Annotated in this window: 16 protein-coding genes; 6 read left to right on the top strand and 10 right to left on the bottom strand. The window is 40.3% G+C overall.

Annotated features, from left to right (window positions below):
* Positions 1-120 precede the first annotated feature (120 nt).
* The 4 genes from ASJ81_RS19220 to aspS form a co-directional block, all read right to left on the bottom strand.
* The gene (locus ASJ81_RS19220; protein WP_095645766.1) at positions 121-3,258 is read right to left on the bottom strand and encodes an ATP-binding protein; all 3,138 of its coding nucleotides are present in this window, start codon (positions 3,256-3,258) and stop codon (positions 121-123) included.
* Positions 3,259-3,638: 380 nt separating this feature from the next.
* Positions 3,639-5,282, bottom strand: coding sequence for a thermosome subunit alpha (thsA, locus tag ASJ81_RS19215; RefSeq protein ID WP_095645765.1), 1,644 nt, complete (start codon positions 5,280-5,282; stop codon positions 3,639-3,641).
* Positions 5,283-5,516: 234 nt separating this feature from the next.
* Positions 5,517-6,215: a ribose 5-phosphate isomerase A gene (rpiA, locus tag ASJ81_RS19210; RefSeq protein WP_095645764.1), complete on the bottom strand. Its 699-nt coding sequence runs from the start codon at positions 6,213-6,215 to the stop codon at positions 5,517-5,519.
* Between the two features lie 130 nt (positions 6,216-6,345).
* Positions 6,346-7,680 carry an aspartate--tRNA(Asn) ligase gene (gene aspS / locus ASJ81_RS19205; protein WP_095645763.1) on the bottom strand — a complete coding sequence of 445 codons (1,335 nt, stop codon included), beginning with the start codon at positions 7,678-7,680 and terminating at the stop codon, positions 6,346-6,348.
* Positions 7,681-8,572: 892 nt separating this feature from the next.
* On the opposite strand from aspS, the gene ASJ81_RS19200 reads away from it, so the two are divergent.
* From ASJ81_RS19200 to ASJ81_RS19185, 4 genes are all read left to right on the top strand, one after another.
* Entirely contained in the window at positions 8,573-9,286 is a 714-nt protein-coding gene (locus tag ASJ81_RS19200) for a metallophosphoesterase family protein (protein WP_394339146.1), read from the top strand.
* Positions 9,287-9,948: 662 nt separating this feature from the next.
* Positions 9,949-11,358, top strand: coding sequence for an ammonium transporter (locus ASJ81_RS19195; protein WP_095645761.1), 1,410 nt, complete (start codon positions 9,949-9,951; stop codon positions 11,356-11,358).
* A 1-nt stretch (position 11,359) separates the two neighbouring features.
* Positions 11,360-11,707, top strand: a complete 348-nt coding sequence (locus ASJ81_RS19190; RefSeq protein WP_095645760.1) for a P-II family nitrogen regulator — start codon at positions 11,360-11,362, stop codon at positions 11,705-11,707.
* A gap of 66 nt (positions 11,708-11,773) precedes the next feature.
* Entirely contained in the window at positions 11,774-12,202 is a 429-nt protein-coding gene (locus ASJ81_RS19185) for a hypothetical protein (RefSeq protein WP_095645759.1), read from the top strand.
* A 390-nt stretch (positions 12,203-12,592) separates the two neighbouring features.
* On the opposite strand, the gene ASJ81_RS19180 is transcribed toward ASJ81_RS19185, so the two are convergent.
* A complete protein-coding gene (locus tag ASJ81_RS19180) occupies positions 12,593-13,303 on the bottom strand; it encodes a phosphoribosyltransferase (protein ID WP_245860330.1) in 711 nt (236 codons plus the stop codon).
* Between the two features lie 410 nt (positions 13,304-13,713).
* Between ASJ81_RS19180 and ASJ81_RS19175 the strand changes: the two genes are divergently transcribed.
* Entirely contained in the window at positions 13,714-14,610 is an 897-nt protein-coding gene (locus ASJ81_RS19175; RefSeq protein WP_095645758.1) for a hypothetical protein, read from the top strand.
* A gap of 27 nt (positions 14,611-14,637) precedes the next feature.
* Here ASJ81_RS19175 and ASJ81_RS19170 read toward each other — a convergent pair whose 3' ends face one another.
* The 5 genes from ASJ81_RS19170 to ASJ81_RS19150 all read right to left on the bottom strand — a co-directional run bounded on the left by ASJ81_RS19170 (position 14,638) and on the right by ASJ81_RS19150 (position 19,932).
* On the bottom strand, positions 14,638-15,528 hold the full coding sequence (locus tag ASJ81_RS19170; RefSeq protein WP_095645757.1) for a thiamine pyrophosphate-dependent enzyme: 891 nt from the start codon (positions 15,526-15,528) through the stop codon (positions 14,638-14,640).
* Between the two features lie 971 nt (positions 15,529-16,499).
* Positions 16,500-17,861, bottom strand: coding sequence for a PFL family protein (locus ASJ81_RS19165; RefSeq protein WP_095645756.1), 1,362 nt, complete (start codon positions 17,859-17,861; stop codon positions 16,500-16,502).
* 62 nt (positions 17,862-17,923) lie between these two features.
* On the bottom strand, positions 17,924-18,202 hold the full coding sequence (locus tag ASJ81_RS19160) for an ACT domain-containing protein (RefSeq protein WP_095645755.1): 279 nt from the start codon (positions 18,200-18,202) through the stop codon (positions 17,924-17,926).
* Positions 18,203-18,622: 420 nt separating this feature from the next.
* The gene (locus tag ASJ81_RS19155; RefSeq protein WP_095645754.1) at positions 18,623-19,132 is read right to left on the bottom strand and encodes a shikimate kinase; all 510 of its coding nucleotides are present in this window, start codon (positions 19,130-19,132) and stop codon (positions 18,623-18,625) included.
* Between the two features lie 512 nt (positions 19,133-19,644).
* Entirely contained in the window at positions 19,645-19,932 is a 288-nt protein-coding gene (locus tag ASJ81_RS19150; RefSeq protein WP_245860329.1) for a hypothetical protein, read from the bottom strand.
* An 891-nt stretch (positions 19,933-20,823) separates the two neighbouring features.
* Here ASJ81_RS19150 and ASJ81_RS19145 point away from each other — a divergent pair.
* Positions 20,824-22,278: a phytoene desaturase family protein gene (locus ASJ81_RS19145; protein WP_095645753.1), complete on the top strand. Its 1,455-nt coding sequence runs from the start codon at positions 20,824-20,826 to the stop codon at positions 22,276-22,278.
* Positions 22,279-22,648: the final 370 nt, after the last annotated feature.

The raw sequence follows: 22,648 nt of genomic DNA, 5'->3' as shown, positions 1-22,648 counted from the left end.
CCCGAAGCATACCCCATCCATTAGGGTGGGGTGGCCGCACGCAATTTGATTTTTTTCACCACTATAATGAACCTTAACGTTCCATAATTGAGCCCTAAAGTAATTTGCTCCAAAAAGTTCTCAACCAATACAATCCAGCACAAGTTTGTACCGGTAGTCATCCGGTTCACTTTGTATCTTGTAGAGCAAAATATTTATAAAAGTTTGATCCTTTGTTTGTTCATCATAAAAATCCGCGTAGAGATCTAAGTTATTATAGATGCAATCACTCCATATTCTACAAGTACTAACAACATAGTCATCAATTTCTGACTCATCCGAAACCATCTCTGGTAATCTGTCCTCAAATATCCTAAACAAATCGTTACAATTCGTAAGTTTAAAAATAAGCTCAGAGAATGCAAACTGCTGCTGATCCGTTTCAAACCTTTTCTGATACTGTAAAAAAAGATTTCTTATATCGGTTTTGGCAAACTTAGAAACCTTTGCAGAATTAATAATCGTATTGAACCAGGACATATTAAAATTATCATCTGCATCCTGGGATATAAGTTCCGTAAGCAATTCTCCTATTAAAGCCGTTTTATTTTTTCTATCCTGAATCGGAGTCGATGATATTTCATATAAGTCACTACTTTTATCTATTTTTGTTAAGACGGCTTCCAACCAGTTATTTTGATATATTGCAGCAACGCCTTTGTCCAGTTTACTCAGTTCCGTAATCTGCTCATCCTTTAGACCGATTGAGCAACCAGCGACCTCGCAGTCACTTCTTTCAGGTAATCTCATAATTATTTTTGTATTAGTGTTTTTTATCGCCGATATATCTACAGATGTTGGTGATTGATCGACAATAATAAAGCCTTCACCAAATGTTCTCATCTCAGCAATAGAATTACTTATCATTTCAACAGATTTGCCCTGAACATTTGCAGACTCTTGATCTTGGTCTGTAGAGGTTCTTTTCAAAAGGTTATGTGCTTCTTCCAGTATAGTTACATGATTAAGCGGCAGATTTGTGCCAGATGATGTGGATTGCCTGAATTCGCTTAATTTTAATACCAACATGCCCATTAACAAGGCCTTTGTTTCAGTAGACCCAATCCGGCTCAAATCGACAATCGTATTTTGGTTAAAAAGTACATCATCATCTATTGCATATCCCGTAAAAATCTGCCCAACCAAGCCGTTTGTTAATGATTCTACACGGGTAACAAGAGATCCAATATAATCACCTTTCGTTTCCGCAGAAAACTTAGATTCTTCGAGCAACTGAGGCAAAATTTCAACGATATCTTTGAAAGTCGGGAATTTTCCATTTCCTCGATTAATATGTATAGAGTGGTTTAAGTCCCAGCCATGAAGAACATATGCCTTCTCAAATGAGGCTTTCAAAAGTGCTGGCATAGCTGCATATAACGGCCAGCATGCACTGAATATTTCTATAAGCCTGTCCAGATGCTCCAGTACATGAATTTCTCCATTAAATTCAAATGGATTTATACTCAACATATCATAATATTTTGGGTTTGTTGTAAATATGTTAATATCCGGCATACCGCCAAAAGCTAATTTGTATTCACCTTTTGCTGGCTCAATGACCAAGAACTTAACATTGTTTTTTTGTGATATTAATTCATCAATAATTTTATAAGTCGTGTTTGATTTTCCTGAGCCGGTCGATCCGGTTATGAAGCAATGTGCTGTTAAGCTCTCTAAATCCAACTTCACTCTACTGTTCTCGAATATCTCTCCCATATGGTAGATGGCTCCAATGTCCACATTTCGAGAATTATCTTCTTGCTCTTTTACAAACACATTTCTACCGAATGCAACAGAATTAACAGATGTGACACCGACTACAGATTTGTGCGGAATTCCCATTAAAATAGGCAACTCAACACCACTAATCATACTTGCTGGAGTAATTACTTGCTCTGTATAATTGCCTTCTCCACTATTAGGAAGATATCTAAACTGAGGATGCAGACCATGTCTGAGGTGATCCAAAATCATTAAGCTATCATCCGAATTCTCATATTCATTATCCCACATATTTATGAAAGAGTTTTCAACACTTGTCTTTTCTCCAGCAACCAGCGCTTTATACGTATTAGCTGCTACAATGGATGTTTCGGGATCTTCAGAAATAAAATAACAGGCACTGTCCCATAATCCATATGCTTCGCAATTTTTGATTCTATCTAGTTGCTCATCTATCTTCTCTAATAATTCCTGTACAGTCTTATTTTGTCTGGTAATTGCTATACTTGTAGATGTTCCTTCCGTAGTCGTCCTTGTATCTGATTTTGTGTTGCTCGTAGACTCAGATTCCGAACGAGTATCAGTATGGCCAGTCGAAGATCCGGTAGAGTTCCCAGTATTTGTGCCATCACTTTTACCAGAATTAAATCCAAGTAAAAAAATAGAATAATTATGACCATGGTTCCGAGACTTACTTGTTCCACTGGAGGTACTCGTGTTTGTTCCGGTTGTGTCGCTAATGCCCTCATTTATCGATTTTGAGAAGCTATCACTTATTCCTATAGCTACAGCTTCGCTGTTATTTTCGCCATACGTCATATTTGCCTGTGAGAATTGTGAAAGTGTGGAATAAAGCTCCTCATATCCTCGCTTCTTGTTTTCCAAATCAGCCTTACTTAACGGTGAAGAGATTAATACTGCAGTGTATTTTTCACCTGACATGGAATCAATGAATTTCTCCATTCCCTGTACAAACTTATCCTTATCATCGTCTCTTGCGCTAGGAACAATTGAAACAGCAGAAACAGCCATATTAGAATATACGCTGGGAATATGAGACTCTAATATTCTTTCAATTTCTGAAGATGATTGTTCATTTATTTCAATACCTGGGAAATTTCCTCTCAAGCTTTTCTGCAAAATCTCTTTTGCGGTATTTGGTTGATTAACATCTCTTGTTCCGAGGTAAAACTTTACACCTTCTTTATCACTGAAAATAACGAGTAAAGCTGAACTTCCAAAATTCGATAATGCACTATAGACACTAACGAGTTTATCGTTAATGTTCTCATCAACGTCATATACAATTTTGCTAACTTCAAACATCGAGATATATGAGAAAGAGCGTTGAATATCTTCTAATGGTATCGGGTCGCATTTACCGATATCAATTAAATAGTTTTTATTTATAAACAGATCCGCAATTTCCAGTCCATTTTGCATGATTTCAGAAACGCGATTTTGCATTTTGGTCCTTTCTTCTATATATCTCATAAATTAGGCCTCTATTTTGACGAAATAGTCATCTTACACCGTCTTCATACCTATATCGACAAGTTAACCTAATTATAGATATATATTTTCATATTGTTCTCAAGTCATAGAATTAAAATTAAACAGAGTTTCTGAAGAGGCAGGAGGTATTCTACTCAACGACTTTTAAAAATTTGTTTGATTATACAAAAATAGCTTATTGCCAATATATCAGGAACCATATCGTTTAGAACTTAAAAATAAACCTGAAAAACAAATTAGAAAAAAAGAAGTTAAAAACAGTTCCGAAAAAAGGTTAAAAAGAAGCTGCAGAGTAAAACCCGCAGCTTTTCTATGTTTACTTATCTTTGTTTATTTGCCACTTTGACTTAAACTCAGCTTTACCTGCGCATGTTAAGTCCAGGAGCTGCCATTCCGTCATAAGTGCTTGCCATATGCTCGGGTTTGACATTCTGCATGTCAGCACTCTGGGCGCGGAGCATATCATCCACACGGAGCACCATCACTGCGGCTTCGGAACCGGATTTGATAGAGTTGACCTTAACCCTGAGAGGGTCAACAATGCCTTTTTCGAGCATGTCTTCGGCAGCACCGGTATTGATGTTCAGGCCTGCGTTTTTGTTTTCGGCGTGCTTTGCCCTGAGGTTGACTATTGTGTTGATAGTGTCCAGGCCTGCGTTTCTGGCAATTGTCCTTGGGATTTCTTCAAGGGCATCTGCAAAAGCCCTGATTGCCATCTGTTCACGCCCGCCTACGCTAGCGGCATATGTACGAAGCTCAAGTGCTACTTCAATTTCGGAAGCTCCACCGCCTGCAACTATCCTGCCGTCTTCAATGGTGCATTTTATTACTCTGAGAGCATCGTCAATTGCGCGCTCAAGGTTGTCAACTATGTGTTCGGTACCGCCCCTAATGACAATAGATACGGATTTTGCACCCTTGCAGTCCCTGAGATAGGTCTTACCCTGGTCACCGTCACGGTCCTGTTCAAGGAGCCCGGCATGCCCGAGTTCTTTCCGGGTCAGTTCTTTGATATTGCGGATAGGCCTGCCGCCTGTGGCATCTACAAGGTGCTGCATATCCTCATTCTTAACCCTGCGGGTTGCATAAATTCCCCGGTTTTGCAGATAGGCTGCGATCTTGTCATCCATTCCTTTGGAACAGAAAACCGCGTTTGCCCCTGCCCTGATTACATAGTCTGCCATTTCGAATAAGGCTGCTTCTTCCTGCTTTACAAAATCCTCAAGATCGCCATATTCATTTATCTGAAGTTTTGCTTTGTTTGTGGTCTTGGCAATCTCCATAGGGGTATCGATCAGAGCAATCGCTGGTTTCTCAATTCTGAGAGGGAATTCCTTGTCAAGGGCGACTTTGTCTATTACAATGCCTTCGACAAACTCGGTATCTTCGATTTTGCCGCCGATATCTTTTGAAAGAATAACGTCTTTAAGGTCAACGATTCCTCTTTCACGAATTGCGAGTGCGGCATCCACACAGAGCTCCGCAATCAAACTGTTGTACCTGTCTGAAGCTTTACCTGTAATAGAGGTTTTGGCAACTTCTACAAGCTTCTCCTTTTCATTCTCGGCAGTTGAGACTGCCAGGTTCTCGAGAATCTCAACAGCCTTCTCGGCTGCAAGCCTGTATCCCTTAACAATAACTGTTGGGTGAACTCCACTCTCAATAAGGCTTTCTGCCTTTTCCAGCAGGCTGCCTGTAAATACAACAGCACTTGTAGTCCCGTCACCTGCAGAGCTTTCAAGTGACTCTGCAACTTCGGCCACCATCTTGGCTGCAGGGTGCTCGATGGACATATCGTGTAAAATGGTTGCACCATCGTTTGTGATTGTAATGTCCCCGATAGGATTGACAAGCATCTTATCCATTCCTCTCGGACCGAGTGTGCTCTTGACTATGCTGGCCACTGCCTTTGCAGCCGCAATGTTCATGCTGAGTGCTTCTTTTCCCTTTGTCTGCTCTTTTCTAGGATCTACTATTATGATTGGCTGGCCACCTTTTTCCATCTTAACCAAAACCTCCTTAAAATGAAGTATATGTGTCGAAGCTTTTTACTTGATAATTTGAAGTTATCCTGGCTATAGTCACTCTTAGCCCGAGATCAGTCTGAAAATATGATTTAATCAGTTGCCTTATATGAAGCAGTATTTGATCAGAAAATAACTGATAATACTTCTATAAAAACATACCGGGTATATTCCGATTTAGGAAGGTGAAACACTCATATTTCCTGATTATTTTTACTTCCTTACTATCTCTACTGATCCGTCTTTCTTCCCGATATAGAGTTCGTCCACATTAGAAAATATTCCATGCTCAACAACTCCCGGAATTGAAGATAGTTTAAGGGCCAGACCTTCAGGGTCGTTTATTACGCCTAAATTCACATCAAGTACGAAATTTCCATTATCAGTTATCACAGGCCCGTCTTTTCTCAGACCAAGCCTCAGTTCAGGCTTTCCTCCCAGCTCTTTTATTTTTTTAATCACAAGAGTTTTTGCAAAGGGGAGGACTTCTACAGGTACGGCCTTATCAAGCTGGATGCTCGTTTTTGATTCGTCAGCCACGACCAGAAAACGTCTTGCAGATGCCGATACGATTTTTTCTCGGGTATGGGCAGCTCCCCCACCTTTAATTGCGTACAGCTTCGAATCGATCTGGTCTGCTCCGTCAATGGCGATGTCCAGTTCCGGATGCTGGGCAAGGTTAGCCAGAGGGATGCCGGCTTCTATGGCAAGCATTTCGGACTGATATGAGGTAACAACACCAAGGATTTCGAGTCCCTCTTCCCTTACCCGCCTGCCGAGTTCTTTTATCGTATATGCTACTGTTGAGCCCGTTCCAAGCCCCACAACCATTCCCGATTCTACCATCCGGGATGCAGCGATACCAGCTGCACGTTTTTCCGGGGAATCGGCAGATATGTTTCTTTCTGTCATGCTATGTTCCCTCCGGTTCGAATACTCTAAAAATTATGAAACGTACTGGAAAAATAATGAAATCCTTAAGCTGGAGATTAAACTTGCAGCGTTCAAGCTGAAACCGTTTAAACTCCAAAAAGAAGGGATTTCAGGGAGAAAGTCTTCTCCTGTCCCTGGGGAAGAGTACGGTGTCCCTGATATTATCGGTTCCGAGCATGGTCATGATAAAACGTTCGCAACCCATCCCCCAGCCTGCATGTGGAGGCATGCCGTATTCGAAAGCTTTAAGGTAGAACTCAAAGCCCTCAGGATTGAGGCCCTGCGATTCTATCCGGCTCTTAAGCAAGTCCGGAATGTGGATACGCTGAGCTCCTGAGGAGAGTTCCATTGTACGGTGCATCATATCAAATGACTTACTGAACTCCGGCCTGTCTTCGTAAGGCATGGCATAGAAAGGTTTAATTTCAGTCGGCCAGTCAATAATGAAATAGTGAGATTCCCCTGTGGTCTCGTAGACGTAATTGCCAACAATATGCTCTCCTAATGTACCGAGGTCGTCTCCCCAATGCATTTTCTCTTCCGAGCGGGCGTTTATGATCTCGATTACTTCATCATAGGTGAGCTTAAGGAAAGGAGTTTTCGGGACTTTGACCTCAATTCCAAGTGTTTCAAGGGAAAGCTGGCATTTTTCAATAACCTGAGCGTAGACGTAAGCCACAAGGTTTTCGAGAATCTCCATTACATCGAAGTGGTCTGCAAAGCTTACCTCAACATCGATAGAAGTAGCTTCGTTCAAGTGTCTGCGAGTGTCGTGCTCTTCAGCCCTGAAAATGGGACCTATTTCAAAAACCCTATCAAAACCGCCGCTCATAAGGATTTGCTTAAAGAGTTGAGGACTCTGGTTCAAAAAAGCTTCCCTGTCAAAGTATGTAATCGGGAACAGTGCAGTCCCGCCCTCGGTTGCAGTTGCTACGACCTTGGGAGTTGCAGTTTCGATAAATCCGTTTTTAACAAAGTATTCCCTGATAGCCTGAAGAGCCTGGTGCCTTATCTTAAAAACCGCAGTAGTTTCGGCCCGCCTGAGGTCGATAAACCGTGAGTCCAACCTGGTATCCAGTTCAGCTTCTACCTTGCCTGTAGTATCCATTGGCAATGGAGAATTTGCAACATTCAGGACAGTGATCTCCTCAGGAAGTAACTCATATCCGTTTGGAGCTTTCTCTTCGAATTTAACGGTGCCGGTTACTGAAATTACTGACTCGCGTATAAGCCTTCTTGCAGCATCAAATAGCTCTTTATCGATCTTTTTCTTTACAAGAGTAACCTGAGCCTTTCCTTCGCGGTCTCGAAGCACTACAAAACAGATCCCTCCGAGGTCTCTTACCTCATGGACCCAGCCTGCCAGAGTAATTTTCTGACCGTTGTCAACGTTTTCAGGCTTGACATCGGCTGTATAATGTGTTCTAAGTTTTGCTAATGACATAAATTCACCTTGATTTGGGTTAATAAATGAAAAATATAAGGATGAAGCTGAAACGTAGGTGAATAGTCATAACTCATTATTAATTTATTTGTTGCCCGAGTTCCGTCGCCCGAGTTCCGTCACCCGAGTCCCGTCTCGGGAGGACGGGGCCGTTTCGCTCACGTAGTTCGCTCAAGCGGATTAATTTATGAGCAAAGAAGTTTCACTTCTCGAATCCAGTCTTGGGAGGACGGGGCCCTTTTAGCTCACGTAGTTCGCTCAAGCGGATTAATTTATGAGCAAAGAGTTTCACTTTTTGAATCCCGTCTCGGGAGGACGGGGCCCTTTTAGCTCACGTAGTTCGCTCAAGAGGGCTGAATCGTAATGAAGATGCTTAGATGAGTCGACATAGCTGAACTATAGGCAAGAAAGGCTATGTATTCAACTCGCTCAGGAGAGCTGATTTACTGAAATTAATTACGGTATACGCAGCAGCGTGGTCAAGCGACATAAGCAACTTTTTTCAGAAAATAATTCTAGTCCTTCTGCCATGCCCTTTTTGGTATTTTTGCGACAAAGGGACGCACAAAGTCTGCTGGCGCGCTCGCCTACTGTAGAAAATGGGCTGAAATGAGATGTGTGCATATCGAGTAATTTAGGTTTGTAATTTTTATAGATATTATTCATGAATATTAATTAGGTACATATTTATACTACCCAAATAAGGTTTTAAGATGAAAATTTTCTTTTTTAACGAATTATAATTAGATATTTTCAAATATGTAGATTTGAGAGATACCTATATATAATGGTACAGAAATCCTGTGCTCTGAATATAATAGATTCAATGTATGTTACAAAATTAAAAAAATAAGAGGAAGAAGAAATTATACAGATTGTACACCTTTCAGATATTCATTATTCAGATGCGTACTTTGTTCCGGAGATTGCAGAGTCTATGGTTGACAGTATAAACCAACTGGAACCGAATCTTGTCGTGATTACAGGTGATCTGACTGAGAATGGGTTTTCAGCAGAATATGATGGAGTAAAGCGGTTTATTGACAGAATTGAATGCAAAAATAAAATTCTTGTCCCGGGTAACCATGACTCGAAAAATGCAGGATATGTGCACTTTGAAGATCTATTTACAAATCGGTACTTTTCGCGGAATTTTGAGGATGTTACGGTTGTAGGGGCAGATTCTTCACAGCCTGATCTTGATGAAGGTCATCTGGGCAGGGAAAACTATGGCTGGATCAAAGAAGCCTTTTCAGGAAAAAATTTCAAGGTTTTTGCCATGCACCATCACCTTGTTCCTATACCTCTGGCAGGCAGGGAAAATACTGTTCTTGTGGATGCAGGCGATGTCCTGGAACTTCTAAACCGCTGCAAAGTGAATCTTGTCCTCTGTGGGCACTGCCACATTCCCTGGGTTTGGAACCTCAATAACATGCTTGTGGTAAATGCAGGCACATTCTGTTCTTCCAAAACCAGGGGAAAAACCACGCAGTGTTATAACCTGATTCAGGCTGACAAAGAGAATTCAAACGGAAACTGGAAAGTCAGGGTGTCCAGAGTCTTTTCAAAAGGAGATAGGGAACTGGTCACTGAGACAGTAATGTAAAGTCCCATAAACATTTTAAAATTTCTGATTCTTTTTCTTTTATTTTTCTTTTTTTCCTATCATCTTCTTTCCTTTTTCCTATTATCTTTTTTCCTTTTTCCTGTTATCTTTTTTCCTGTTATTTTTTTTCTTTTTCCTTTTCCTGTTATCTTTTTTCCTTTTTCCTTTTTTCCCACTATCTTTCGTCCTTTATGTCTGAAGTGAAACAAAACCTCACATGCTTTTTTATTTATTTCATACTATCGATTCATTTTAAATATTTCACATAAATTCTTTAAAATATTTAGTAATCACTAAAACATATCCAAACTGGAATTTCAGTAGTCGTATATAAGGGGATCTAATAAAAAAATTTGGTTGTTTTTAAGAAAAAGAACAGGAATCATAGCAGCATGCCCAATCTATAAGGCTTGCACAGACGCCTGCAGTTTGAGTTTGTATGTTTCAGCTTTTTGTAGCTAATTTGGAAAGTTTTCCTACAAATTCAAAGAATTAATTTTCATGAGAAATTACGGTTTTCACTTATTTCTGGGCATGTGTTGCAGATTACTTTTTAATTATTTTTCTGCTTATATTGTAATACATATTATGTAAGATGGAAAAATATATATATCATTAAGTAGTCAACCGGTTACCTACTTCTGGTGAAAAAGGAGGCAAATATGTTGAAAAAGATGGAAAAATTAAATAGACTACCGATAGTTACTTTTGTTTTACTTATAGCACTGGTTTCACCAGCTTTTGCAGTAACGGCTGATGAAAATGCAGCATCGATCGAAGAAGTAAAGACTACACTAACGTTTATGTGGTTGTTACTTGCAAGTGGACTGGTATTCTTTATGCATGCAGGTTTCTCACTCGTGGAAACTGGGCTTACGAGAAGTAAAAATACCGCCAACATTTTGATGAAAAACTTTATGACTGTTGTCCTGGGCATTCTGGTCTACTGGGCTGTTGGTTGGGGCATAATGTATGGAGCTGATGTCGCAGGCATAATAGGAACCAATCAGTTCTTCCTGGCAGGCGCGGACAACGCAATCTGGAACTCATGGTTCTTCCAGATGGTTTTCGCGGCTACTGGTGCTACTATAGTTTCAGGGGCAATGGCTGAGAGAACCAATTTTAAGGCTTATCTTGTCTACTGTGTCATGATGGTAGCTGTAATTTACCCTATATACGGTCACTGGGTCTGGAGTGGAGCGGATATGGCTCTCTTAAGTGGTGCCGATAGCCCAATAGTAAAAGCAATCGGAGTGGCAAGCCATGACTTTGCCGGTTCCGGGGTCGTACACTCAATAGGAGGATATTCTGCCCTTGCGGGTGTGCTTCTTGTGGGCGCAAGGATAGGGAGATTTAAAGACGGAAAACCCGTACCTATTCCAGGTCATAACCTGACTATTACCTTCCTGGGAACTCTTATCCTGGCTCTCGGATGGCTGGGATTCAATGGAGGAAGCACCCTCAATGCAAATGATCCTTATATGAACCTGGTAGTTGTCAATACCTTCCTTGCAGGGGCTGCAGGAGCTCTTACGGTCATGATTATTACCTGGATAAAGACCGGAAAGCCAGACCCCTCCCTCACCGCAAACGGGCTTCTCGGCGGGCTTGTAGCAGTTACCGCTCCCTGTGGATCAATATCAAACTGGGCAGCCCTGGCGATTGGTCTTGTTGCCGGGATAATAATTTACGCAGGTGTCATGTTTAACGAAAATAAACTAAAACTGGACGACCCTGTAGGTGCAATTGCAGTGCACGGATATTGTGGAAGCTGGGGGTTGATCTCTGTCGGGCTCTTTTCCATAGGAATTGGAAACGGGATTCTTGCAGACGCCTCGTATGCTGCTCAAGTCCCTGGACTCTTCTATGGCGGAGGAATCAGCTTACTCCTTATCCAGCTTGTATCAGTACTTGTAACCATGGTCTGGGGCTTTGGGCTCTCTTACATAATCTTCAAAATCCTCGATGCCGTAATAGGGCTTAGAGTATCTGAAGAAGAAGAAATCGAAGGCCTCGATATCTCTGAGCATGGAATTAGAGCATATCCCGAGTACCTTATGAGGGAGGACTAACATGACTAAAATGTATAAAATCGAAGCAATAATAAAACCCCATAAACTGAGTGAGGTAAAAGATGCCCTTGAAGAAGCCGGGTACCCTAGTCTGACAGTAACTGATGTCAAAGGACGTGGACAGCAGAAAGGAATCGTGCAGCAATGGAGAGGTAAGAAATATTGTGTTGATCTTCTTCCCAAAACCAAAATAGAGATTGCAGCACCTGAGGATAAAATTGAAGAGATTATGAAAATTATTCAGAGTGCAGCGTATACCGGAGAAATTGGAGACGGCAAGATCTTCGTCATTCCCGTTGAAACTGTAGTCAGAATAAGAACTGGAGAACAAAATGGAGATGCTCTTTAAACTGCATCCCCTTTTTCTTAATTTACAATTATTGTTTAACAACCCTGGGAATCAGGTAGAAGGACTATGACAGAGTTAAAATCTGAAACTCCAACATTTGAAATCCCCCATAGATACGGGATGCCTGTAATCAATTTATACTTTTATGTAGGGTTGATTTCCGCCATCCTATTAAGAAGTATAATTATAGCTGACCACTACAGCGTTTTTTGGGGAAAAGCAATCTGGTATATTGGAGTAGTAGGTTATCTATGGTTCTTCACACACAGATACCATATTGCGAAGAGAAGGTTCGGCGTTGTCAAAAACCTGGACCTGCTGGAAAAAATAAAGAGACAGCAGAAACTTACGGATAAAGACCTTGAAGGACTGGAATATCTGCTGTGCAGTCTTTCGGTATCAAAAGAACGTGCAAATTACCTGATCATCTCAGTACTTTCAATTGTTGCAATGGTAGTATCCCTGAGCCTTGATCTGGGAATTTTGAAGCTCTAAATGAGATATATTCATTATATCCTCAAAAGCAGAGAATTTCATAATGTTTTCATAATGTTATTACTTTGGGAGTGTAAAAGGTCGTGAAATCCTGTCCTCAGATGGAAGATGAAGCTAACCTTTGCACCTTTTCATCTTTTTAGTTCCATAGATGATCCGTTAATTTTATCAATCCGTTAATTTTATCAATCCGTTAATTTTATCAATCCATTAATTTTATCAATCCATTAATTTTATCAATCCATTAATTCTATCAATCCATTAATTCTATCAATCCGTTAACTCTAGATCCGTTAATCTATCAACCCATTAACTCTAGAACCATTGATTCTATCAATCCGCTAATTCTATCGATCTTATCTTTTGGTTAGAACCCTTTTCCTGAAGTACCTACTGCTTGATACTCCATAGCTTTCTTTGATTCTGTTCTATGCTTTCAAGCTCACCCCTTTCCGTTAGATCGTCCAGAATTTCGAGAAGTTCGGATTCCTTGAGATCCAGCTCATACCTGTGTTTAAACTCGGCTATAATTTGAGGGAGATCAAGAAGCATGTTCTGGAGAATCTTTTCTGCAAAACCTGCCAGATCCTCATACCTGGCCCAGGGATAAATTATCCAGCGCCATTTGAGAATCTTCTGGGCATAAAAGTCAGGCGTGAAAGCCGAGCAGGTCTTATGCTGGAGGACTGCAGTCCTGACATCTGTCGTATTCAGACTCAGGACGTAGTCCACTGCAAGCTTGAGCGTCTCACCGGTGTCGGTTACATCATCGATAATTAAAATTTTTTTCCCTGCTATATTCTCAGGAATAGGAAATTTTATCCTTGCTTCTTCCCTCATGTCCGCAGCTCGTGTGTAATGCTCGATCTTCATTGAGGTAAGGCCACTAAAGAGCAAAAAGTCGGAAACCAGTCTTCCGGGCACATAGCCTCCTCTCCCTATGGCAACAATCAGGTCAGGCATGTAACCAGAAGCTTTAATTTTTCGTGCAAGGACCTTGGAAAGCTGCAATACTTCATTAAAGCTTATAAGCTCACACCTGAATGAATTCTTTTCTGACTGACACCTGGATTGTTGAGACTCAATTTTCCTTTCCTGCATCAGATAAATCGCCTTCTTAACACATGTCTTATAATGAAGGTAATGCGAATTGGCGGATACCTAATAAGGAGAAATAACATCTTCTCTAACGAGTTTATCAGTCTAATGACTTATTAATTCGCCTGAATGTTTACAGATCTGAAAATATTTAGAGCCGGAAAACCATAAATCAAGAGTATCTGAAAAATAAGTAAGGTATCTGAGAAATAAGCAAGGTATCTGAGAAATAAGTAAGGTATCTGAGATAAGTAAGGTATCTGAGAAATAAGTAAGGTATCTGAGAAATAAGTAAGAAAAATAAGGTGGGACAGATATTGACAAGGACAAAAGATTTTTGAGAAAAAGATGTACTCAATCTCTAGTCTGAGTTTTTTATGAAAAGAAATAGTCACTGAAAGGAGTCTTATGCCATGTTTTCAAAGGAAGAAGACAAAATGGTAAGCCTGGGGCTTAATTCCATTAATGAGAGATTTGACGAAGGAGTTAGCAAGGCCCTTGATTTTCTGACCGAAATTGGCACATACTATCTAAACGAAAGAAAGGAACCGGAAGCTGAAAAAACGGTAGTTTCCATAAAGGAAATCGGAAAAGCTGCTACCCTCCAGGGCATGGCGAATGCCGCAGTCAGTGCTATCCGCGCCCTTGAAAAGCTACTACAGGGCTCCATAGAGCAGAATATGCAGGACATAGCTATCCGAGTACTACTTTCGTTTGGAGCTATAGGAAAAACGGCTGCAGAACAGCAGATGGAAATAGTAGCAAAGCTTGCAGCTTCAGTGCTCGGAAAAAGCGGAAATACGGCAGCTCTCCTTAACAAGGAGAGAGAAACCATGGCAGTTATAATCGGGCTTGGAGAAATCGGAAAAGCTGTTACCAGGATGAAGTTTCCGGATCTTTCGGAAAATACGGCAATATGTATCTCGTGCCTTGGAGACGTCGGAAAACTTACGGCTCAGAAGAACCTTGAGAAGGCTGCAGTGGGAGTAGAGCTTATGCTTCAGGAAATGGCAGCCGTAGCCATGCAGGAAAACCTCCAGAATACGGTAAGAAGTATCACAAGCTCTATTGAAGAAGTTGGGAGAAACGCTGAAGAAGAAAACATGGAAAATGCAGTTATCCAGGCAATTTCTGCTCTCCAGATCATTGTTAGCAATGCAGGAAACAGGTATCTGAACGATGCCTCAATTGCAGCTAAGGTAGCCCTTGAATCCTTTAATGAGCTTGATATAATAAACGATGAAGCTAACATAAAAAAGATAGAAGCAATAAGGGAAACGATGAGAGCACTATGGGTAGATTCGATATAAAAGTTCAGGCTACCGGAACTTCATTTTTCACTGAAGCCCGAAGTGCTTTATGTTCCAGTCCGCCATGGCCTGAATTTTCTTGATTTCTTCCTCACCGCCTTCCATGGTGAAGAGGTGTTTGAACCTTTTCTGGATTCTAAGATATTCTTCGACAGGCCTGGGATCTTTAACTTTCCTGACCTGGGTAATTTCCCCGTTTTCCATCTCATACATAGGCCAGAGGCAGGTTTCGACTGCGAGTTTAGCGATTTCCAGGGTCTTTGAGGTATCAAAGCCCCAGCCTGTTGTACAGGGAGCATGGGCATGGATATAGGTAGGGCCCACGGTTTCAGTTGCCTTCCTGACCTTTCGCATCATGTCTCTTGAGAAACCTATGGAAGTTGTGGCCACATAAGGAGAGCCATGGGCTGCCATGATGGCAGGCATATTCTTTTTAAGGAGGGGGTTTCCAAAGGAAAATTTGCCTGCTGGAGTCGTTGTGGTGCTAGCACCATAAGGTGTCCCACTGCTACGCTGGACTCCAGTGTTCATATAGGCTTCATTGTCCATACAGACATATGTAAAGTCATGACCCCGCTCAAACGCACCTGAAATAGCCCCGAAGCCTATGTCCATCGTAGCACCGTCGCCTGCAATGACTATGATCTTGGTATCTTTCTTTTTACCAAGGGCTTTTAAGCCAGCGTCAATACCTGAGGCTACTGCAGCTCCGTTTTCAAAGAGAGAGTGGATCCACGGAACCTGCCACGAAGACAGTGGAAAAGGTGTACTTGTGACTTCCAGGCAGCCAGTCGGGTTGACAATAATGCTGTCAGGACCTGCTCCCATGAGTGTAAACTTTGCAGCAAAAACATCACAGCAGCCCGGACAGGCGCTGTGCCCGGATGTAATATAAGTTTTCGGTGCAGTTCTACTCATTGCCATGCCTCCTTAAGTTCCAGAGACCGACTTAAGATGAACTTGGAGTTTTGCACCTTGAATTCTTGAATTCTCTCGTATTTTCGAAATAACTTTGCAGTACTATTCATCGAATGTCTCAACCTCCTGGTTTGCAACAACTAGTTGACAACAGGTTAACTGCACAAGAATCGTAACAGTAACCGGATCTTGATTGAATCTAAATGTTACAACGAATCTTAGTGGTATTTTGGGAATACGTTAGTGGTACAGGGAACCTCCGTCTAATAAAAAATTAAGGACTTTCATTGAAGGACTTTCATCAAAAGAATAACAGATCAAAAGAATAATAAGAAGAAGTCCGGAGAAGAAGTCCAGAGGCGCTGAATCCATTTACTGCATCCCCCAATACAGCCTCTTCGAAAACATCATGCTCCCCCAAACATGTTCATTCGAAGAGAAGGATCAGCGTCCTCAGGATGTTCATTTAGTCAATTATACCCCAATTTGTCCCCTTACTCCAAAATATACGAGTAACGTAAATTATTTTAAATTAATTATACAAAAAATTGCTTTCAAGCAAATATTATTTCCAAACGAAAAATTATAAGCTTAAACAATTAAAAATTGCCTGTAAAATATAATTTCATGATAGAAACTGGAAATGTTATTCCATAACAGAAATCAGTAATCTTATATTGAAAAAATGATGGTAACTTAACTCATTTCCGGAAAATAAAAAATAAGTTGCCGGTTTACCGGCTCAATCCACCCGTCCAGGAAAGGTATCGATATTCCTGAAAACGTTAGAATATGCAAAGTAACTGATTGTTTTAGGATAATACCTAAATTTTTTATCTGGTTCGTTATCTCGGTTTATTTTCAATTTGTTGTTTCACTTTGCTATTTCAATCCTTATTTCAATCCTTATTTCAATCCTTATTTCAATCCTTATTTCAATCCTTATTTCAATCCTTATTTTAGTTCAGTACTTAATTTGTAAGTGACTGGATAGGAGCCGGGATTCTTCCTCCCCGTTTTACGAAAGTCTCGGAACTGAAATTGCTTACTGGCATAATAGGGGCATTTCCAAGCAGGCCGCCGAATTCTACGGAATCTCCAACCCTTTTTCCGGGCGCAGGAATAATTCTGACTGCCGTTGTTTTTCTATTTATTACTCCTATAGCCATCTCGTCAGCGATAATAGCCGAAAGGGTGGAAGCAGGAGTATCGCCAGGAACTGCAATCATATCAAGGCCAACCGAGCAGACGCTGGTCATAGCTTCAAGCTTTTCCAGGCTGAGAGCTCCTGCCCTAACAGCTTCAATCATACCTGCGTCCTCACTGACAGGGATAAAAGCCCCACTCAGACCTCCTACTGAGGAAGAAGCCATTGCCCCTCCTTTTTTTACGGCATCGTTCAGGAGAGCAAGGGCTGCAGTAGTCCCGTGAGCCCCGCAGCGCTCAAGCCCCATTGCTTCAAGAATCGCAGCAACACTATCGCCGATTGCAGGCGTCGGAGCCAGGGAAAGGTCAAGAATTCCGAATTCGACTCCAAGCCTTCGTGAAACTTCTCGGCCCACCATTTCGCCCATACGGGTTATTTTAAAGGCTGTCTTTTTGATAGTCTCCGAAATTTCCGTAAGATTCGGGTTTTCAAGCTCGCAGATTGCAGCATTCACAACGCCAGGTCCACTGACCCCAACATTTATAACGCACTCAGGTTCACCTATTCCGTGAAAGGCTCCTGCCATAAAGGGATTGTCTTCAGGGGCATTTGCAAAGATCACAAGCTTGGCACAGCCTATCCCATCCCTATCCGCAGTCAAATCCGCAGTCTTTTTAATTATGTTTCCCATCAAGCCAACTGCGTCCATATTAATCCCGGTTTTTGTAGTGGCAACATTTACCGATGAGCAGACTTTTTCTGTGCTTTCAAGAGCTTCAGGAATGGAATTGATAAGCTTCAGGTCCCCTATAGTTGCACCTTTGTGGACAAGGGCACTGAAACCTCCTATAAAGTCTACCTGTGAATCTTTCGCAGCTTCATCCATGGTTTTTGCTATGGAAACAAAATCAGGAGACCTGCAACTTTCGGCTGCCACGGCTATTGGAGTTACTGATATCCGCTTATTGATTATCGGAATTCCATAGAGGCTCTGGATTTCATTCGTTGTACGAACAAGTTCTTTTGCACGGGTGGTTATCTTTTCATAAATATTCTCATTGAAAACTTCAATATCTGGATGGCTGCAGTCCCTCAGGCTAATACCCATTGTTACGGTTCTGATGTCGAGATGTTCCATCCTGACCATCTGGATTGTTTCCAGGATTTCGTTTGGATTTATATACATGAAAAATTACCTCTCGTTTCAGATAGATTAATTTTCCAGATCACTTTCAGATTGTCTCAAGATCAGATCCTGTGCATGAAACGAAATGCGTCCTCATGCTGTACCTTGACCTCGACCCCAAGGCTCTTTCCCTCGGCACTCATAGCCTCCTGGAAAGCCGCAAGGTCGAAATTCTCCTGTGGAGCTTCTGCAAGCATAATCATGGTAAAGATACCCTGCATGATAGTCTGAGTGATATCGACAATGTTTACATTGAAACTTGCCATCACACTAGTGATCCTGGCAACAATTCCTACCCGGTCGCTGCCTATAACCGTAATTATGAAACGACTTGATGTCATTTTATGTCTCCTGCTGCTCGGACCTTTTTTCCTGCAGGCCGATGCTCAAATATTATAAACTGAGGAATTTTGTATAAACTGAGAAATTTTGCTCAGATTGAAGACCTGATTGCTAATAAAGTGAACTATTGTTTTAAATAAGCCGTTCTAACAGGCTATTAATAGGGTAAACCATGTATCTGGTAAATCATGTATCTGAACTGCTTTAAAGCAAACTGTCTTTAAAGTAAGCCATCTACAAAGCCGATTGTTCTTAAAGAGAACTGTTCCTAGATGAAAATGACCCTACAGAAAACCATTCTTAAAGTGTAGACTCTGTAGAAAATTAAATAACATATCGATCTAAAAACCCTAACTTAGAAAGAGCAACTATGTTAAAACACAACTGAAAACCTTAATAAACCAATTTGAGTCATAGTCTCAGGTATTCTCCTCAAAACAGAGTTCAATGATCTTTTCAGTTATTTCTTGAATATTTTCTTTTCCGTTGAGCTTTATTGAAAAATCAGCATATTTATGATATAGAACTACTCTTTCTTCAAAAAGTTCTTTCAGGCTCCTATCCCTGAGTCCTACTATGCCCCTTTTTCTTGCGTTGGGAAGCCTTTTGGCAATGCTTCTGAATGCAGTGTCCAGAAAGATTATTTTTGAGATTGTTTTTAAGTGAGTCATGGCTTTTTCGGAATAAATTACACTCCCACCAGAAGAAATAACGCTCCTATCCACCTGCTCGATCCTTAGAATGGCTTCTTCTTCAAACCTGATAAAAGCCAGATCTCCCTCTTTATCGATCAGAGTCTGGAGGGGCATTCCTGTTTTTTCCCTTATCAGATGATCCACATCGATAAAAGTATATCCAAGGTGCTTAGCAAGTGCTCTCCCTATAGTACTTTTTCCCGCTCCTGCCATGCCGATTAATGTAATGTTCAATGTGATACTCTCCAAATTTTGGAAATAAGGGAACTCGCTACCTTAAGCTTCACGGTATAACGATCATTGGGCCTTAAATCATTCGAACAAAATATACTCTCCAGCTATATAAAACGTACAACGTTTTCCGTTTACCTTGAAAGGATCATTAAATCTAATCGATAACTTGAAATTTCAAAAAAAGGACCGAAATACTCCGGTGTATGTTATTATTAGGTAGATACATTATGAAAATCCCCGGACAGAAAGGAATGATATTCATAAACAGTTTGAGAAAATCGAGAGAAATGCCAGATAGACAAAAATAAACGGCCTGTAGCGACCCGCAAAATAAAGCTAAGGTGAGACTTATAACAAGAAGAAGTTAAAAAAGAAAACAAATAAACTTTAAAAGGAAAAAACTGGTTTAGAGAGTTTGTTTTCTTAAAGAGACTACTTCTTAAAGAGACTACTTCTTAAAGAGACTACTTCTTAAAGAGACTACTTCTTAAAGAGACTACTTCTTAAAGAGACTACTTCTTAAAGAGACTACTTCTTAAATATTGATCTTTCCGGTTTACAGGTTCAGCCTCAAGGCTGTGAATATGCCTCTTAATCGCTTTTGGAGAGTGAAGGAAAGAGAGTATATATTCAGAAAGGACAATTCTGGTACCTGAGATATAATGCTTCAAAAGTCCTCTGGCAGTTAGCTTATCGACCTGCTCGAGGGAAACGATAGCAAGATACATGAGAAGTCGAATGAAAAATACAAGATGAAGCACAAGCATTTTGACCCAGGGACTATCCGAACTGATTGCCATTCCGCAGATCCAGCTGCAAAGCCTGAGAGAATATGAAATAAGACTGTTTTTATAAAGATTCAAAAACAATAGGAGGAATATAAGAAAAATTAGACCTCCAACTATGAGAGATATTTCATGAGCTGAATACATAAGAGCCATAAACCTTTACTTTCTGTTACTATTTTAATTTATGTACTTTTATTTGCTTTTCGGAGCGTATGAGGACGTCAAAGAGTTGTAACTTGAGTTCACAGAGTTAATCAAGGAATGGGTTTGGTTCAACTAATAATGAAAAAGGAAATAATAATAATAATAATAATAATAATAATAATAATAATAATAATAATAATAATAGCCAGATAGAATGCTCGGAAAAGCGAAAAATCGGACCAAAAAAGATTTCTGCTCCCTGTGTCTTTCTACAAGGCTTTAACACAGTTTTCCGAAAATTATTATGTGCTAACACCTAATATGTGCTAACACCTATATGTGCTAACACCTATATGTGCTAACACCTATTCTTCTGGCGGAATGAAAAACGGGAAAAACCAGGATGCTTTAGCAGAAGGAGCGGGTCTATCTGTAGACATTCCGTTCAAGGTAAAACATGTATTTAATACTTTTCTAGTAAATGGTAATAACAAATAGGAATAATATTTAATATTCTCAGATATTTATGTTGATTTCACCTGTGACCAGGCAAACTTTTGTTAATAAAGAGTCTCCATAAAGTTAAAATTCGAAGAGAAATTCTAAAATTATCAGCAAGTTTTGAGTAATAAAGTTTTGAGTAATAATAACTAAAACAGTCACATTAAAACAGTCACATTGGTTAGAAATAGTGTTAGAAATAGTGGCTAGAAATTAGCCTCACGGGAAAATATAGGGCGTATAGAGGTTGTTTTGAAAATGAAAAAGTATGACGTAGTTGTTATCGGGGCGGGGATAAGCGGGCTTTTAGCAGCTCTGACGCTTTCCAAACACGGAAAAAAAGTCCTTGTTCTTGAGAAAAGGCAACATATTGGAGGAAATTGCAATAGCTACATGGTAGAGGGCTATCAGGTAGATACAGGAGTACATGCGATAACCCATCTGATTGAAGGACCCCTGAAGAGATTGATGGACAATTATTTTGATTATCTACCTATATTTGAAGACTACGGGTACTACTATATTCGAACTGAAAATACTTTTGTCAAAGTTCCTTCCAACCTCAAAGATTTCGTTACTTTTGACGTGCTTCCTAGAAAGGACAGAGTTTTGCTTTCCCAGACCCTTACAAAAGCTTTTACTCTTTCCTCATTCGGAATAGATCTTTCAGACCGAGCAGTATATGATTTTTTGCCAAAAAGCCTTTCAAAAGACACCTATGATTTTGTGGACACAATGTCCATTTCACTTTCAGGAAAAACTATGAAGGAGACCTCAGCTCAGCGTATCCTGTATGGCAGTAATTTTGTAAGGGATAGTATTACTCAGGAGCAGTTTGATGTCATGATAGGTAAACTGGAACCGAAAAAATCCCAGTCTACAGAATCCATCCTTGCCTCAATCCTTCCGTATCATCTTCATGCTTCTCTTCAGGCAAGAATGACCAGGGTTACTCAACCATTTGCATCCTTGGAAAGGCTTGCAACAAATGACGTAAACGATTCTCAGGGTTATCCCAGAAAAGGCTTAAAAGCCCTGCTCAACGCCATTCTTTACTCACTTCCGGAAACTGTGGAAATCAAAACGGAATGTGAGGTTAAATCCATCCTTGTACAGGACGAAAAGGTTTCAGGCGTGGAAGCCGATGAGATATATAACTCTGACCTTGTTGTCTACACAGGTTTTGCAACCGAGCTCCCCATGCTGATAAGGGATCTTCCCACAGAGTATATTAAAGACCTCAAGGGAATTGTCCACAGTAAAAGCCTGACAATTTGGCTTGGACTTGAAAAAGAATTTCCTAATTTTAACTACACAGGCTCAGAGATCTGGTTCAAGAATTTTGCCTACTGGGCAACTCCTATAAGTAACTATGATCCTTCGCTTGCTCCAAAGAATAAGCAGCTTATAGGCTTTTCCTTCGTGATCGACGAAAATAAAAGTGAAGAAGAGGAGACAAAAAAGGCCTACGATACAATTTTCCGTGCCCATCCGAACATTGAGAAATATATCGACATGCAACATAAACAAATAGTGGTCCCAGAAAAAGCTGCAGTCGCAATTAATGGAAAGTTCGCAGATATTCGAACTCCTGTTCGAAATCTCTATATAGCGGGTACTGATACTGATAAACGCAGCATGGGAATTACCCGCGCTTCATATTCGATTATCGAGCTCCTGAAGATTCTCAATGAGGATGGAAATCTTCATTAGAACATAAAATTATGAGGAGAAAAAACGACTCTGTTCCAAAATCCAGTGATTTTTGCATTTTTGATAGAAAATCTGAATTAGCAAGAAGAATCCAGTTTTTATCAAAATCAATATTCGCTATCTAAAGACTTGAATCATTAAGTTGTATTACACGGATGGTGACCATTTACAAAATCTAGTGATTTTGAATTTTACATCCATCACTAGATTTTGGTACTGAGTCGAAAAAACTCCATTAAAATAAAATAATGAGGAGGGCAACATCCATTAAAACGTAAAAAGGCAAAAATTTGTATCCTCTTCAAATTCAATGGTTTTTCAACCGCATAAAAAATATAATAGTTTTTCCATTTTCCCTTATCATATTTTG

Source organism: Methanosarcina spelaei, from assembly GCF_002287235.1.
Classification (GTDB): domain Archaea; phylum Halobacteriota; class Methanosarcinia; order Methanosarcinales; family Methanosarcinaceae; genus Methanosarcina; species Methanosarcina spelaei.
This window is presented reverse-complemented; position numbering and strand designations above follow the sequence as displayed.

Coding starts and splice junctions, on each gene's coding strand:
- ASJ81_RS19220 (WP_095645766.1), bottom strand. CDS start 3,258: ATGAGATATATAGAAGAAAGGACCAAAATGCAAAATCGCGTTTCTGAA.
- thsA (WP_095645765.1), bottom strand. CDS start 5,282: ATGGAAAAAGGTGGCCAGCCAATCATAATAGTAGATCCTAGAAAAGAG.
- rpiA (WP_095645764.1), bottom strand. CDS start 6,215: ATGACAGAAAGAAACATATCTGCCGATTCCCCGGAAAAACGTGCAGCT.
- aspS (WP_095645763.1), bottom strand. CDS start 7,680: ATGTCATTAGCAAAACTTAGAACACATTATACAGCCGATGTCAAGCCT.
- ASJ81_RS19195 (WP_095645761.1), top strand. CDS start 9,949: ATGTTGAAAAAGATGGAAAAATTAAATAGACTACCGATAGTTACTTTT.
- ASJ81_RS19190 (WP_095645760.1), top strand. CDS start 11,360: ATGACTAAAATGTATAAAATCGAAGCAATAATAAAACCCCATAAACTG.
- ASJ81_RS19185 (WP_095645759.1), top strand. CDS start 11,774: ATGACAGAGTTAAAATCTGAAACTCCAACATTTGAAATCCCCCATAGA.
- ASJ81_RS19180 (WP_245860330.1), bottom strand. CDS start 13,303: ATGCAGGAAAGGAAAATTGAGTCTCAACAATCCAGGTGTCAGTCAGAA.
- ASJ81_RS19175 (WP_095645758.1), top strand. CDS start 13,714: ATGTTTTCAAAGGAAGAAGACAAAATGGTAAGCCTGGGGCTTAATTCC.
- ASJ81_RS19170 (WP_095645757.1), bottom strand. CDS start 15,528: ATGAGTAGAACTGCACCGAAAACTTATATTACATCCGGGCACAGCGCC.
- ASJ81_RS19165 (WP_095645756.1), bottom strand. CDS start 17,861: ATGTATATAAATCCAAACGAAATCCTGGAAACAATCCAGATGGTCAGG.
- ASJ81_RS19160 (WP_095645755.1), bottom strand. CDS start 18,202: ATGACATCAAGTCGTTTCATAATTACGGTTATAGGCAGCGACCGGGTA.
- ASJ81_RS19150 (WP_245860329.1), bottom strand. CDS start 19,932: ATGGCAATCAGTTCGGATAGTCCCTGGGTCAAAATGCTTGTGCTTCAT.
- ASJ81_RS19145 (WP_095645753.1), top strand. CDS start 20,824: ATGAAAAAGTATGACGTAGTTGTTATCGGGGCGGGGATAAGCGGGCTT.